General features: G+C 70.4%; 13 protein-coding genes. 10 read left to right on the top strand and 3 right to left on the bottom strand.

The genetic code is table 11. The features are described from left to right. The first annotated feature begins 56 nt into the window (after positions 1-56). From ACZ5AJ_RS09145 to truB, 3 genes are read left to right on the top strand one after another with little or no spacing between them, the layout of a single operon-like run. The gene (locus tag ACZ5AJ_RS09145; RefSeq protein ID WP_464133170.1) at positions 57-1,196 is read left to right on the top strand and encodes a TRM11 family SAM-dependent methyltransferase; all 1,140 of its coding nucleotides are present in this window, start codon (positions 57-59) and stop codon (positions 1,194-1,196) included. After that, entirely contained in the window at positions 1,196-1,717 is a 522-nt protein-coding gene (gene rbfA, locus ACZ5AJ_RS09140; RefSeq protein ID WP_464133166.1) for a 30S ribosome-binding factor RbfA, read from the top strand. Before ACZ5AJ_RS09145 ends, rbfA begins: the two co-directional genes overlap by 1 nt. Further along, positions 1,714-2,700, top strand: coding sequence for a tRNA pseudouridine(55) synthase TruB (gene truB, locus ACZ5AJ_RS09135; RefSeq protein ID WP_464133162.1), 987 nt, complete (start codon positions 1,714-1,716; stop codon positions 2,698-2,700). The genes rbfA and truB overlap by 4 nt, the downstream gene beginning before the upstream one ends. A 122-nt stretch (positions 2,701-2,822) precedes the next feature. On the opposite strand, the gene ACZ5AJ_RS09130 is transcribed toward truB, so the two are convergent. Then, complete coding sequence (locus tag ACZ5AJ_RS09130) at positions 2,823-4,346, bottom strand: L,D-transpeptidase family protein (RefSeq protein WP_464133159.1); 1,524 nt, start codon at positions 4,344-4,346, stop codon at positions 2,823-2,825. 417 nt (positions 4,347-4,763) lie between these two features. Here ACZ5AJ_RS09130 and ACZ5AJ_RS09125 point away from each other — a divergent pair, with 417 nt between their 5' ends. The 6 genes from ACZ5AJ_RS09125 (at position 4,764) to ACZ5AJ_RS09100 (ending at position 11,605) form a co-directional block, all read left to right on the top strand. After that, the gene (locus ACZ5AJ_RS09125) at positions 4,764-5,780 is read left to right on the top strand and encodes a bifunctional riboflavin kinase/FAD synthetase (RefSeq protein WP_464133155.1); all 1,017 of its coding nucleotides are present in this window, start codon (positions 4,764-4,766) and stop codon (positions 5,778-5,780) included. Between the two features lie 157 nt (positions 5,781-5,937). After that, positions 5,938-6,207 (top strand): 30S ribosomal protein S15, encoded by a 270-nt coding sequence (gene rpsO, locus ACZ5AJ_RS09120; protein WP_464133150.1) that lies wholly within the window; start codon positions 5,938-5,940, stop codon positions 6,205-6,207. 204 nt (positions 6,208-6,411) lie between these two features. Beyond that, positions 6,412-8,652, top strand: a complete 2,241-nt coding sequence (locus ACZ5AJ_RS09115) for a polyribonucleotide nucleotidyltransferase (protein ID WP_464138737.1) — start codon at positions 6,412-6,414, stop codon at positions 8,650-8,652. A 257-nt stretch (positions 8,653-8,909) separates the two neighbouring features. After that, positions 8,910-10,247 carry a M16 family metallopeptidase gene (locus ACZ5AJ_RS09110; protein WP_464133146.1) on the top strand — a complete coding sequence of 446 codons (1,338 nt, stop codon included), beginning with the start codon at positions 8,910-8,912 and terminating at the stop codon, positions 10,245-10,247. Positions 10,248-10,376: 129 nt separating this feature from the next. Next, a complete protein-coding gene (dapB, locus tag ACZ5AJ_RS09105) occupies positions 10,377-11,147 on the top strand; it encodes a 4-hydroxy-tetrahydrodipicolinate reductase (protein WP_464133144.1) in 771 nt (256 codons plus the stop codon). Between the two features lie 11 nt (positions 11,148-11,158). Further along, the gene (locus tag ACZ5AJ_RS09100; protein ID WP_464133140.1) at positions 11,159-11,605 is read left to right on the top strand and encodes a hypothetical protein; all 447 of its coding nucleotides are present in this window, start codon (positions 11,159-11,161) and stop codon (positions 11,603-11,605) included. Positions 11,606-11,635: 30 nt separating this feature from the next. Here ACZ5AJ_RS09100 and ACZ5AJ_RS09095 read toward each other — a convergent pair whose 3' ends face one another. Both ACZ5AJ_RS09095 and ACZ5AJ_RS09090 read right to left on the bottom strand, forming a co-directional pair. Then, the gene (locus tag ACZ5AJ_RS09095; RefSeq protein ID WP_464133136.1) at positions 11,636-11,950 is read right to left on the bottom strand and encodes an AzlD domain-containing protein; all 315 of its coding nucleotides are present in this window, start codon (positions 11,948-11,950) and stop codon (positions 11,636-11,638) included. Beyond that, positions 11,947-12,669 (bottom strand): AzlC family ABC transporter permease, encoded by a 723-nt coding sequence (locus ACZ5AJ_RS09090; RefSeq protein WP_464138735.1) that lies wholly within the window; start codon positions 12,667-12,669, stop codon positions 11,947-11,949. Before ACZ5AJ_RS09090 ends, ACZ5AJ_RS09095 begins: the two co-directional genes overlap by 4 nt. Before the next feature lie 191 nt (positions 12,670-12,860). Between ACZ5AJ_RS09090 and ACZ5AJ_RS09085 the strand changes: the two genes are divergently transcribed. Next, positions 12,861-13,652, top strand: a complete 792-nt coding sequence (locus ACZ5AJ_RS09085; RefSeq protein WP_464133132.1) for an HAD-IA family hydrolase — start codon at positions 12,861-12,863, stop codon at positions 13,650-13,652. The last annotated feature ends 80 nt before the right edge of the window (positions 13,653-13,732 follow it).

The raw sequence follows: 13,732 nt of genomic DNA, 5'->3' as shown, positions 1-13,732 counted from the left end.
GCAGGTCCGGGCGCCGCACGCGCGGCGCCCGGATCGCGTGACCGGGAAGCGAGAAGATGATGGGCCGACGGGTGCTGGCGCTGCGAGCCCCGTCGGCCAATCGCGTCTACGCGGACTCCGCGGGCCGGCTCATGATCGAGGAGGCCCGCTGGGTGCTCTCGGCTCATCTCGGTGAGGACCGCGTCGAGGTGCGAGAGCTTGTCGTCGGCGGCATGGACGCTCTCGAGATCGTCCTGCCCGACGGCGCCCCGCAGGCCGGGAGCGACCGGACGAGAAGCAGCGCGCCGGCGGATCGCGACGAGTCGCTGCGCCTGCTCGCCTCCCTCTCCGGGACGCTCGGGCTGCTCGAGATCATGGACGACGGTCTGCTGAGACCGCTCGACGTCCTGCCGACGCTTCACCATCCCAGCGACCTCGAGACCGTGCTGAAGTATCCCGGCAAGACGAACGAGCAGTTCACCGCGCTCATGATCAATCTGGCCGCGGCCCTCAGCACGCGTCGTCGCGGACTGCTCGACGGGACGCTGCGTCTGCTGGACCCTATGTGCGGCCGAGGCACCACGCTGAACCGCGCGCTGCGACTCGGCCTCAGCCCCGTCGGGGCCGAGATCGACCGCAAGGACGTCGAGGCGTACCGGGCCTTCCTGTCCAGCTGGCTGCGGGGGCATCGGTACAAGCACTCGCTCGACACCGGGAGGCTCGCCGTGCAGGGCAGGACGCTGGGCTCCCGGTTCGATGCGGAGCTCGCGGAGGACAGGCAGGCGCAGCGGGAAGGCCGCACCCAGACCCTGACGGTCCTCGGCTGCGACACCCGAGAGCTGGGCGGGCTTCTCCCCGACAGATCGATCGATGCGATCGTGGCCGACCTGCCCTACGGCGTGCAGCACGGCGGCCGCAGCGGCTCAGGATGGAAGCGCTCCCCGCTGGAGGTGCTGTCCGAGGCAGTCGGGCCGTGGCGTCAGGTGCTGCGGGACGGCGGGGCCATGGCTCTCGCCGTCAACAGGCATACGCTGGCCCACGACGAGGCCCGTGCGGCTCTCGATGACGTCGGCCTGCACGTGATCAGCGCCGACGGCGCCTTCCGTCACCGCGTCGACCAGTCCATCGACCGCGACATACTGCTCGCGGTCCCCGTCGAACACCCCCGTATCGAGGAGCTCACCGCCCTCGGCACCGTATCCGAGAGGACCCGCTGATGAGCGACAACCCCCGTTCCCGTCGGCTCGCCAACCGCATCCGCCAGATCGTGGCGACGATGCTCGACACCAGGGTGAAGGACCCGCGCCTCGGCACGGTCACCATCACCGATGTGCGCGTGACCGGCGATCTCCAGCACGCCACGGTCTTCTACACGGTCTTCGGCTCCGACGAGGAGCGCGAGGGCACTGCGGCCGCCCTGCGCAGCGCCACGGGCCTGCTGCGCAGCGAGGTCGGCAAGCAGACGGGCGTCCGTCTGACTCCGTCCCTCGACTTCGTGCTCGACGCCATCCCGGAGAACGCCCGCGCGATCGACGACCTCCTGGTCCAGGCGCGCTTCCGTGATGCCGAGCTCGCTCGGACGAAGGAGGGCGCGACGTACGCCGGAGAGGCTGATCCCTATCGTTCCGAGCGGGACGACGAGGACTTCGACGATGACCTCGATGAGGCGCAGGAGCCCGAGGCGCAGGTCTCGGAGGACCAGGGCCCCGAGGACCGCGGCGAGGATGCTCGGGCGTGAGCCCTGCGCGGGGCGGACAGCGTGAGCCCGGCGCGCCGGCGCCTCACGGCATCCTTCTCGTCGACAAGGCCCCCGATCGCACCAGCCATGACGTGGTCGCCCGCGTGCGCTGGCTGCTGGGCACGAAGAAGGTCGGGCACGCAGGCACCCTGGACCCGATGGCCACGGGTCTGCTGGTCCTTGGCGTCGGCCAGGGAACACGGCTGCTGACGCACCTGGTGGGACTGGACAAGACCTATCTCGCCACCATACGGCTGGGCCTCTCCACCACCACGGACGATGCCGAGGGGGAGGAGACCGGGGCCATCTCCGACGCCTCCGGTCTCACCCGGCCGGCCGTCGAGGCCGCCCTGCGTCCGCTGCGGGGCGACATCATGCAGGTGCCGTCGACCGTCAGCGCGATCAAGATCGACGGGAAGCGGGCGTATGCGCGCGCCCGTGCCGGCGAAGCCGTGGAGCTCGAGGCGCGGCCGGTCACGATCCGCCGGTTCGAGATCACGGGCATGCGCGCGCAGGATCCGTTCCTCGATCTCGACGTGATCGTGACCTGCTCCTCGGGGACCTACGTGCGCGCGCTCGCCCGCGATCTCGGTCGTGCCCTCGGGGTCGGCGGCCATCTCACCGCGCTCCGACGCACCGAGATCGGTCCGTTCGCCGTGGAGGATGCCGTGCCTGTCCCCGGACGCGGAGAAGGCGATGACGTCGCGCTGCCTCTGGCCGGGCTCGGTGCGACGGCGGCCCGCGTGCTCCCGACGATCCTCGTGGGGGACGGCGCCGCGGACGACCTCGGGCATGGCAGGCGCATTCCGCACGCGGAGGCGGCCGGCCCGGTGCGCCCCGCGCATCCCGTTCCGTCCGCGAAGGACGGCGCGGCTCGCCCACTGGCTGCGGTCGACCGTCAGGGGAGGCTGTGCGCCCTGGTGCGGTCCGAGGGCGGCAGCTGGGCACCCGAGATCGTCGTCCCCGCCGACGCACGCAGCTGACGTCCCGCAGGTCTGCTGACGGACATCTGCGGACCCTCGCGCATGAGCAGGGCCCCACCGGTTCTCACCGGTGGGGCCCTGTTCATATCGACCGGGTCAGTCCGATCCCGAGCCGCGCTCCGTCAGCTGTGGACCTCGACGCGGGTCCCGATCGATGCCCAGTTGTACAGCCACTTCGCGTCGGACACGCTCATGTTGATGCAGCCGTGGGAGCCGGAGTAGCCGAAGGAGGATCGCCAGGGTGCTCCGTGGAAGGCGTAGCCGCGGTAGAAGTACTGCACCCAGGGCACGTCCTCGGTGTAGTAGTAGCGCGGATCGGACTCGTCGACCTTGCCGGCGTTGGTCATGTCCTGCATGTCGTAGCGCAGGTAGATCTCGTAGCTGCCGGTGACCGTCTCGTAGCCCTCCTTGCCGTCGACCATGGAGCGCGGGCCGAAGACCGCGGTGGAGCCGACGTAGGCCGTGACGGTCTTCGCGGTGAGGTCGACGTCGATCCACTTCTCCCCGGTGGCGTCCGCGGCGGCGTCGTCATCCTCGCCCTCCTCGGTGACCTCCTCCGCCTCGGTCTCCTTCGGAGCGTCGATCTGGTCGACCTCCGCCTTGACGGTCGTGGACTCGAAGGCGGTCTCCAGCGGGGTGCTGTCGGTGAGGGACGCGATGATCTGGTCGGCGACGTCCTCCCCGTTGGTGACCTCCACGCCGTCCTGCTTCTCGGCGACGACCTTGACCACCTCGCCGTCCTCATCGACCTGCTCGATGCCGTTCTTGGGCTCGTGGTTGCGCTTCTCGACACGTTCGTCGACCCAGGAGCGGATGGCATCCTCGTCGACGGAGACGACGAGGGTCTCGCCCGACTCGTCGGGATCGACGGACAGCCACGAGCTGCGGCGATCGGCATCGATCTCCAGGATCTCCCCGTCAGGATCGGTGATCTGCATGTCCTGGGTGAGCAGGGCGTCGACCGTGTCGACTGCGCTCTGCGCCTCATCCGTGGTGATCGACGGGGCGATCTCCTCGAAGGGCTGGTCGACGGAGAAGTCCTCCAGGGAACCGGCGTTCGCCGTGACCGTCTCGACGAACTCGGTGGGATCCACTCCCTGGCCGGGGGTCCCTTCGACGACGGACCACTCGCCGCTGTCCTCGTCGAACGCGACCGAGGCGTCGACCGGGACGGTCCGGTCGTCGGGCACCAGCGCCTTGGCGAAGGATGCGACGGCGCTCTCGTCGACGCTGACGACGGGCGTGACGGGGCGCTCGCCCGACCAGGTGGACGAGATGACGGTGCCGACGCCCTCCTCGCGATCGACAGCGGCGGCCGCGGTGGCCTCGCCGTCGACGGTGACGCCGAGATCGGAGAGGGAGGCCTCCTGCGTCTCGCCTCCGGCGGTGACGGTGACGGTGACTGCTGCGCCGCGCTCGTCGACCAGCTGGGCGATCTCCTCCGGCGTCTTCCCGGCGACGTCCTCGCCCAGCACGGTGGTGCCGGGGAGCGCCTTCCCGTCGAACTGCTTCGCGTAGGCCAGTGCACCGCCTGTCAGCAGGACGGCGAGCACAGCCAGGATCGCGACGATCACGAGCACCAGCCGGCGACGGCCGGAGGGACGGGACGAGCCGCCCAGCGCGGCCGTATCGGTCACGTTCGTCATGGTTGTCGTTCCGTTCTTGGCGGCCAGCGCGTCGACCCCGAGGGAGATGGGGCGCGGACAGGGTCCTTCCCGGGTGCCGCCGTGCGCGTCACGATACCGGAATGTGGTATCTCCGCATGGCAGCCGTCTCCGGATGTTCATCACAACTCGGGTGCTTCCGGACGCATGGGACATCCTGCCCGCGCCGGTCGCAGCGGGTCCTCGGCGCGGGATGCTCGGCGTCGGCTCGACCCCGCGGCACGGAGCGGGCATCGGTGCCGGGCTCGTACCGCGGGCGCGAGCCATCGGGAGATACAGTGTTCCCCGGCGTCCGGGCAGACCGGTCCGGGCGCGCCGCATCCGCATCCGCCGCGTCCTGCGCGGCGGGCCCGTCCGACGCCGTCGGCGGAGCCAGCACCCGGAAGGACCCTGCCGCCCGTGAGCCGCCCCCCGATCTGGCATTCCCTGCAGGAGGTGCCCGGCGACCTCGGTCCGACGGCGGTGTCCATCGGCAACTACGACGGGGTCCACCGAGGACACCGCTACGTCCTCTCCCAGCTGGCACGGCATGCCGAGGCCAGGTCGCTGACTCCCGTGGCGCTGACCTTCTGGCCCCATCCGCGCCATGTCATGGTCGAGCCCGGAGAGCCGCCCCTGCTGACCGGCCACGAGGATCGCGACAGGCTGCTCCTGCTGGCGGGCATGGGAGGAGTCCTGGACCTCGAGTTCACGCGTGAGTTCGCGATGCACTCGCCGGAGGACTTCGTGCGCATCTTCCTCGTCGAGGGCCTCCGGGCGAAGTGCGTCGTCCTGGGCGAGGATGCGCTGTTCGGCCGGGCCAACGCCGGGAACATCGGCACCATGCGCGAGCTCGGGGAGATCTACGGGTTCGACGTCGTCACGGTGGCCGACCTGGGCCCCGCTGGGGAGGGCAGCGGTCGGATCTCCTCCTCCGCCATCCGTGCGTCCCTGCTCTCGGGGGACGTCGCCTCGGCCGCGGAGATGCTCGGCCGTCTGCACACCGTCACCGACATCGTCCACCGAGGGCATCAGAGGGGTCGCGAGCTCGGATTCCCGACGGCGAACCTCGGCCCGACCCCGCAGGGGCTGATCCCGGCCGACGGCGTCTACGCCGGGTATCTCACCGTGGTCGAGCAGGATCCTTCGCACCGGGATGTCGCCCCGCTCGCGGGAGTTCCGGCGAGCATCTCCATCGGGACCAACCCCACCTTCACCGACGGAGGGGCGCCTCGTCGGACCGTCGAGGCCTACGTGCACGACGATCACACCCTGGACCTCTACGGCGACTCGGTGCGACTGGAGTTCGTGGACTTCCAGCGACCCACCCTCAAGTTCGACTCCCTCGAGAGCCTGATCGAGCAGATGGAGATGGATGTCGAGGTGACCCGCCGCACTCTGGCGGAACGGTCCTCCCAGTCCGCGTCAGGCGACTGATACCCTGGTCGGTGCCGTCCATTCGGCCGCGGAGAGCCTCCCGCACCCGTCATCGTCCCGGAGCCGTACCGGTTCCGGAGCGCCGGCGCGTCGGGGCTCGTCCAGAGAGCCCGGGGGAGAAGCCCCCGGTGCGCCGCGCAACGACCACAGGAGAGCCATGGCCTTCGATACCGCTACCAAGCAGCAGATCATCAAGGAGTACGGGACCAGCGAGGGCGACACCGGTTCGCCTGAGGTCCAGATCGCGCTCCTGAGCCACCGCATCAACTACCTGACCGAGCACCTCAAGACCCACAAGCACGACCACCACACCCGTCGTGGTCTGATGCTCCTGGTCGGTCAGCGCAAGCGCCTCCTGCAGTACCTGCAGCGGGTCGACATCGAGCGTTACCGTTCGCTGATCCAGCGTCTCGGCATCCGCCGGTGATCCTGCCGCCGCCTGCCCCTCGGGGCGGGCGGCGGTTCTGTGCGCTCCTGAAGCCGGGCGCTCGACTCCCCGCCCCTCGACCAGGTTCGGTCCTCGGCAGTGACATGCCCTCCGCATCGGCTCCCGCAGCCGGCAGGAGGGCGCGTGACTGGCGAAGGCCGCACCGGCAGGGGCATCCCTGTCACAAAGGAGAACCTCATGGCCATGGAAGGCCCTGACATCACCGCGACCACCGCGGTCATCGACAACGGCGCCTTCGGCCGCCGCGAGATCCGCTTCGAGACCGGGCTCCTCGCCCAGCAGGCCGCCGGCGCCGTCGCCGTCTATCTCGATGACGACACGATGGTCTTCTCGGCGACCGCCGTCTCGAACCGGCCCAAGGAGCAGTTCGACTTCTTCCCCCTCACGGTCGACGTCGAGGAGCGCATGTACGCGGCGGGTCGCATCCCCGGCTCCTTCTTCCGACGTGAGGGACGCCCGGGCACCGACGCGATCCTGGCCGCCCGCCTCACCGACCGCCCGCTGCGCCCGGCCTTCGTGAAGGGCCTGCGCAACGAGGTGCAGGTCGTCCTCACCGTCATGGCCTGCGGCCCCGACGACGCATACGACGTGGTGGGCATCAACGGCGCCTCCGCGTCGACCCAGATCTCCGGGCTCCCGTTCTCTGGTCCGATCGGCGGTGTGCGCATCGCGCTGATGCCGACCGCCGAGGGCAGCCAGTGGGTCGCCTTCCCGACCTTCTCGCAGCTGGACGAGGCCGTGTTCTCGATGGTCGTCGCCGGTCGCATCGTCGAGGACGATGTGGCGATCATGATGGTCGAGGCCGAGGCCACCGACAACTCCTGGAGCCTCATCAAGGAGCAGGGCGCGATCGCCCCCACCGAGGAGGTCGTCGCCGAGGGCCTCGAGGCCGCCAAGCTCTTCATCCGCACGCTCTGCGAGGCGCAGGCCGAGCTCGCTGCGACCGCTGCCAAGCCGGTGCGCGAGTTCCCGCTGTTCCTGGACTACCAGGAGGATGCCTACGGGATCGTCGCCTCCGCTGCGACGGATCGCCTCGCCGAGGTCATGTCGATCGCGGCCAAGCAGGAGCGCGAGGAGCGCACGGAGCAGCTGCTCGCCGAGGTCGTCGCCGAGCTCGGCGGCGAGGGTGGTCAGCTCGAGGGGCGCGAGAAGGAGATCTCCGGAGCCTTCCGTGCTCTGACCAAGAAGGTCGTCCGCCAGAAGGTCCTCACCGACGGTGTGCGCATCGACGGCCGTGGCCTGCGGGACATCCGCACGCTCTCCGCCGAGGTCGAGGTGTTGCCGCGCGTGCACGGCTCCGCGCTGTTCCAGCGCGGCGAGACGCAGATCCTGGGCGTCACCACGTTGAACATGCTCAAGATGGAGCAGCAGATCGACTCGCTCTCGCCGGTCGATCACAAGCGCTACATCCACCACTACAACTTCCCGCCGTACTCCACGGGCGAGACGGGGCGCGTAGGCTCCCCGAAGCGCCGCGAGATCGGCCATGGCATGCTCGCGGAGCGCGCGCTGGTGCCGGTGCTGCCCAGCCGCGAGGAGTTCCCCTACGCGATCCGTCAGGTCTCCGAGGCGCTCGGCTCCAACGGATCGACCTCGATGGGCTCCGTGTGCGCCTCGACGCTCGCCCTGCTCAACGCCGGCGTCCCCCTGAGGGCCCCCGTCGCGGGCATCGCCATGGGCCTGATCTCCGACACCGTCGACGGTGAGACCCGCTACGCGGCCCTCACCGACATCCTCGGTGCGGAGGACGCCTTCGGCGACATGGACTTCAAGGTTGCCGGCACCTCCGAGTTCGTCACCGCCATCCAGCTCGACACCAAGCTCGACGGCATCCCCGCCTCGGTCCTGGCCTCGGCGCTGTCGCAGGCGCGCGAGGCGCGTCTGAAGATCCTGGACGTGCTCGGTCAGGCGATCGACGGTCCGGAGGAGATGAGCCCGAACGCCCCGCGCGTCATCGCGGTCACCATCCCCGTCGACAAGATCGGTGCGGTCATCGGCCCCAAGGGTCAGATGATCAACCAGATCCAGGACGACACGGGCGCCGACATCACGATCGAGGACGACGGCACGGTCTACATCGGCGCGACCGACGGCCCTTCGGCCGAGGCAGCCCGCTCCGCGGTCAACGCGATCGCCAATCCGATGGTCCCCGAGGTCGGCGAGCGCTACCTCGGCACCGTCGTCCGCGTGGTCGACTTCGGGGCGTTCATCTCGCTGACGCCCGGCAAGGACGGACTGCTGCACGTCACCCAGCTGCGCAAGCTGAACGGCGGCAAGCGGGTCGACAGCGTGGAGGACGTCGTCAAGGTCGGTCAGAAGCTCGAGGTCGAGATCCGCGAGATCGACGCGCGCGGCAAGATCAGCCTCGCCGTGACCGAGGACGACGAGAAGGAGGGCTCCGAGGAGTCCTCCGAGGAGAAGTGATCCTCGGACAGCGCGCCTGAGCGCTCGCGGCGGACGACTCCGCCGCACCCCGGAGGGGAGGCATCCGACGATGCCTCCCCTCCTCGCCGCTCTGCGGCATCACCGGCATGGATGCTGCTCGCCATCCTGATGGAGGACATCGCCGAGGCCAGGAGAGCCGCCGAGGAGTCCTGGGCCGCACGGCGCCCTCCCGGTACCGGTTCCGCCGTTGACGAAACGTCCGTCCGGCAGGGGCATAGCCGTGGAACAATCGATCGATGCCTCTCGATCTCGCCTTCGACGATCCCGCCTCCGACGTCATGCTCGATCCCGTCGCGGGAGTGCGACGCAGCGTGCTGCCCGGGGGAGTCCGGCTGATGACCCAGGTCGACCGGAGCGTGCGCAGTGCGACCATCGGGCTCTGGCTGCCCGTCGGATCCCGCGATGAGCGCCCCGAGCACGCCGGATCGACCCACTTCCTCGAGCATCTCCTGTTCAAGGGCACGAAGCGGCGCAGCGCCATGGACATCGCCGCCGCCTTCGACGAGGTCGGCGGGGACTCCAACGCGGTCACCGCGAAGGAGCACACGCTGTACTACGGGCGGGTCCGTTCCGCGGATGTCCCGATGGCAGTCGACGTGCTCACCGACATGGTCACCGCGAGCCGCCTCGACCCCGAGGCGCTGGTGACCGAGCGCGAGGTCATCCTCGAGGAGCTCGCCATGGCCGAGGACGACCCCGGCGACATCGGCTACGAGACCTTCCTCGCGGACGTCCTCGGTCCGGACACAGCCATCGGGCGGCCCGTCGGGGGCACTGTGCAGACGGTGACCGCCCTCGACGCCGACGATGTGCGGGCGCACTTCCACGAGCACTACAGACCGGACAATCTTCTGGTCACGGCCGTCGGCGATGTCGATCACGACGAGCTGGCCCGCCTGGTCCTCGCGGGGCTCGCCCGCGGCGGCTGGGTGCTGGAGGACGGGGCACTGCCCTCCCGGCGCTCCCGGGAGGAGCATGTGATCACATCGAGCACCGTCCCTGGCTCCGCGGTGGCCTCGTCGCTCATGCCCCACCGCCTGGAGCGGCCTGCGGAGCAGAACCACATCTACCTCGGGGGCATGGGACTGAACGCGATCAGCGAGGATCGCCATGTGCTGTCGGTGCTGATGTCGATCCTCGGTGGTGGCATGTCCTCTCGTCTCTTCCAGAACGTCCGGGAGAAGAGAGGACTGGCATACTCGGTGTACTCCTTCAGCGCCGCCTATCGAGATGCCGGCCTGTTCGGCATGTACGCCGCCTGCCGCCCTTCCCGGACCGATGACGTCGTCGCGCTGCTCGCCCAGGAGCTCGTCGCGATGGGGGAGGATGGAGTGGGCCAGGAGGAGATGCGTCGTGCGCTGGGGCAGATCACCGGGTCCTTCGCCCTCGGCCTCGAGGACACGTCGAGCCGGATGGGTCGGCTCGGGACGATCGAGCTCGTCCATGGGCGGTACTCGAGCGTCGACGAGACGCTCGAGCGGATCGCCGCGGTCTCGGCGGAGGACGTGCAGGACCTGGCCTCCCGGCTGGCCGGCTCGTTCTCCACACGGGTCGACGTCGGACCGGATGCCTGATCTCCAGCCTGATCTCCCAGCTCTCCGCTCGACCAGCTCGCCCATCCCGGGGTCGCCCGATCCGTCCGGTCCATCCTTCGCGGAGGCGTCCCGCTCTCGCCGTCCGATCAACAGAACCAGGAGCTACCCATGACCACATCCCCGTCCTCCGCATCCATCAGGGTCGCCGTGCTCGGCGCCGGCGGTCGCATGGGATCGCAGGCCTGCGCGGCGGTCGAAGCGGCCGATGACCTCGAGCTGGTGGCCCGCATCGGCCGGGGCGACGATCTGCAGGCCGTCGTGGATGCCGGTGCGCAGGTCGCCGTGGATCTCACGATCCCGGCAGTCGCTCGCGAGAACGTGGCCTTCCTGGTGGACCACGGCATCCACGCGGTGGTCGGCACCACCGGCTGGGACGAGGAGGGGCTCGCAGAGCTGCGGGATCGTCTCGACGGCGCCGAGGGAGTTGGGGTGCTGATCGCACCGAACTTCGCGATCGGCGCGGTGCTGGCCATGCATTTCGCGGAGATCGCCGCGCGCTACTACGAGAGTGCGGAGATCATCGAGATGCACCATCCCGACAAGCTCGATGCGCCGTCGGGGACCGCAGCCCACACCGCGGCGGCGATCGCGCGCGGGCGCGAGGCCGCCGGTCTCGGTCCGGTGCCCGACGCCACCGAGGAGGACCCGCTGGGGGCACGGGGCGCCGTCGTCGACGGCGTGCATGTGCACGCTGTGCGCCAGCGGGGTCTGGTGGCGCATGAGGTCGTGCAGTTCGGCGGTGTCGGCGAGCAGTTCTCGATCCGCCATGACTCCTTCGACCGGGTCAGCTTCATGCCGGGCGTGCTGCTCGGCATCCGTGCGGTCGCCTCGCATCCCGGCCTCACCGTCGGGCTCGACGGCTATATGGCGCTCGGCTGAGGCGAGAGCTGATGCGACAGCGGATCCTTGTCGGCGTCCTGCTCCTGATCACTGCTGCCTATGCCTGGGGGCTCGGATGGATCGCCTGGGGCTTCTCCCGGGCCGGTGGCGCGGTCGGCTGGGGCCTGGCGATCGCAGTGGCGGTGCTCCTGGTCCTGACCGTCTGGGTGACCTGGAGAGAGGTACTCTTCGGCCTCGAGGCGGGGCGCCTGGCCCGGCTGTACACCTCTGTCGTCGCCGTGGGAGATCGGCTCGGCTCCGCGGAGGCGGAGATCGACCGCGAGGCGGTCAGGGCGGCGGCGCGCGAGGAGTTCGAGGACGCGAGGGCGGCGATCCGGGACGGAGCCGAGGACGACTGGCAGGCATGGTTCCGTCTGGCGCTCGCGTACGACGCCCTGCGGGACCGTCGCAACGCCCGGATGGCGACCCGTCGGGCTATCGACGTCTCCCGCCTCTGACCGCCGGCGTCTGCCCGGTCGGCGTTCGGGTCAGGCCCAGCCGAGCGCGCGCAGGGCGGCGGCCGCCCCGGCGGCGGCGATGACGACGACGAGGAACGGCGCTCGAGCGAGCAGCAGGATCGCAGCGACGCCGAGACCGGCCAGGCGCGCGTCGAGCACGACGGCCTGCCCGTCGGTCGCCCCCTGCACGGCGACGAGGGCACCGAGCAGAGCGATCGGCAGCAGCGTCGTGATGCGCGCGATGCGCGGCCGCTCGAGCACATCCGGGGGCAGCTGATAACCGATCCACTTCTGCGCGAAGGATCCCGCCGAGGCGACGAGAACGGCGATCCACAGCAGGCTCATGCGCGATCCTCCGCATCCGTGCCGGGGCTCCTCGCGGGCAGGGTGCCGACGACGACGGCGACCAGCGCCGCCGCCAGCACCGGCAGGCCCGGGGGCAGGACGGGCGTGGTGATCAGCGCGATGAACGCCGCGGCGACCGCGATGGCGACCGCATCTGCCCGCCGCAGCCGGGGCCACAGCAGGGCCAGGAACGCGGCCGCTGCGGCGGCGTCCAGACCCCAGGCTCCCGGGTCGGCGATGCGCTGCCCGGCGAGGGCGCCGACGAGTGTGAAGAGGTTCCAGAAGACGAACACCCAGATCCCCGCCGACCAGAAGCCTGCATGGCGGGCCTCGGGGGAGACCCCTGAGGCGGCGTTCGCGGCCGACTCGTCGATCGTCAGATGCGCCCGCAGCGCGCCGCGCCATCCGCCCCGCGGCAGCACCGTGGTCAGGGTGAGGCCGTACAGGGTGTTGCGCACGCCGAGGAGGAGGGCGGCCGCGGCGGCACCGACAGCTCCTCCACCGCCTCCGACGACCCCGACGAACGCGAACTGACTTCCGCCGGTGAACATGAGCGCGGAGAGCACCAGCGCCTGCCACAGGTCGAGCCCGGAGGCGGTGGCCAGGGCACCGAAGGAGATGCCGTACAGGCCTGTCGCCATGCCGATGGAGACCCCGGTTCGGCGCAGGCGGCGGACCTCCTCAGCGGGTGACGCGTCCGGGGCCGGGGGAGACGCCATCGTGCCCTCGGACGCTATGCCGCGGGCATCGGAGCGGAGCCCGTCGTGCGCACCGGCGGCGGAGTCGCCGACAGATCCGGTGCTGCCGCCGGCCGGAGGATCGGATGCGGGGGTCATGATGCTCCCCACTGTACGTTCACCAGGGGCGATGCAGACAGGGGAGGCCCGCGCGATGTGAGAGCGTATGTCGCATGACTCACGATGCGGACACCTCCGATATCTCCGATACCTCCGATAACTCCGACACCTCGGAGGCCTCGGAGGCCCCTGGTGCATCGGCTGGCGAGAGCGCCTCCGACTCCCTTCCGCTCCGGGCTCGGGCGCTCCTGCTGGACATGGACGGCACGCTCATCGACTCCGGTCCCGCGGTCGAGCGCTGCTGGAACATCCTGCTGCGCGAGCTGGGCACCGATCTGAGCTTCGGGCACGCGATGCATGGACGTCCGGCGCGCCAGATCCTCGCCGAAGCGGTCCCCTCGCTCGATGAGGAGGGCCTGGAGCGCGCGCATCGGCGCATCGAGGAGCTCGAGATCGCGGATGCGGCCGGGATCCGGACGCTGCCGGGCTCGGAGCGCGTTATCGGAGAGCTGGAGCGGGCCTCCGCACAGCTGGGACGGCGCACCTGGACGATCGTCACCTCGTGCACCCGGCCGCTGTTCGTGGCGAGATGGTCGCGCACCGGGCTGCCGACGCCGGACGGACTCGTCACCGCCGATCAGGTCACCCGGGGCAAGCCCGATCCGGAGGCGTACCTGCTGGGTGCGGAGCGCGTCGGGATCGCCCCGTCGGACTGCCTCGTCGTCGAGGACTCCGAAGGGGGACTGCGGGCCGGTCTGGCGGCGGGGTCGCGGACCGTCGCGGTGACGTCCACCACCCCGGCCTCCTCGCTCGCCCCGCTCGCGAGCGTCCTCCTCACGTCCCTGGATGATGTCGAGGTGCGGGTCGAGGGCGAGGAGCTGGTGCTGGCGCGTCGCGGCGGATGAGTCCCGACGCATCGGGCATCGTCGCCATCGTCGCCCGGACACGACCGCGGACGGCCCGACGGCGCCGGTGCCGTTGATAA

It is taken from the genome of Brachybacterium zhongshanense (assembly GCF_055385755.1).
This window is presented reverse-complemented; position numbering and strand designations above follow the sequence as displayed.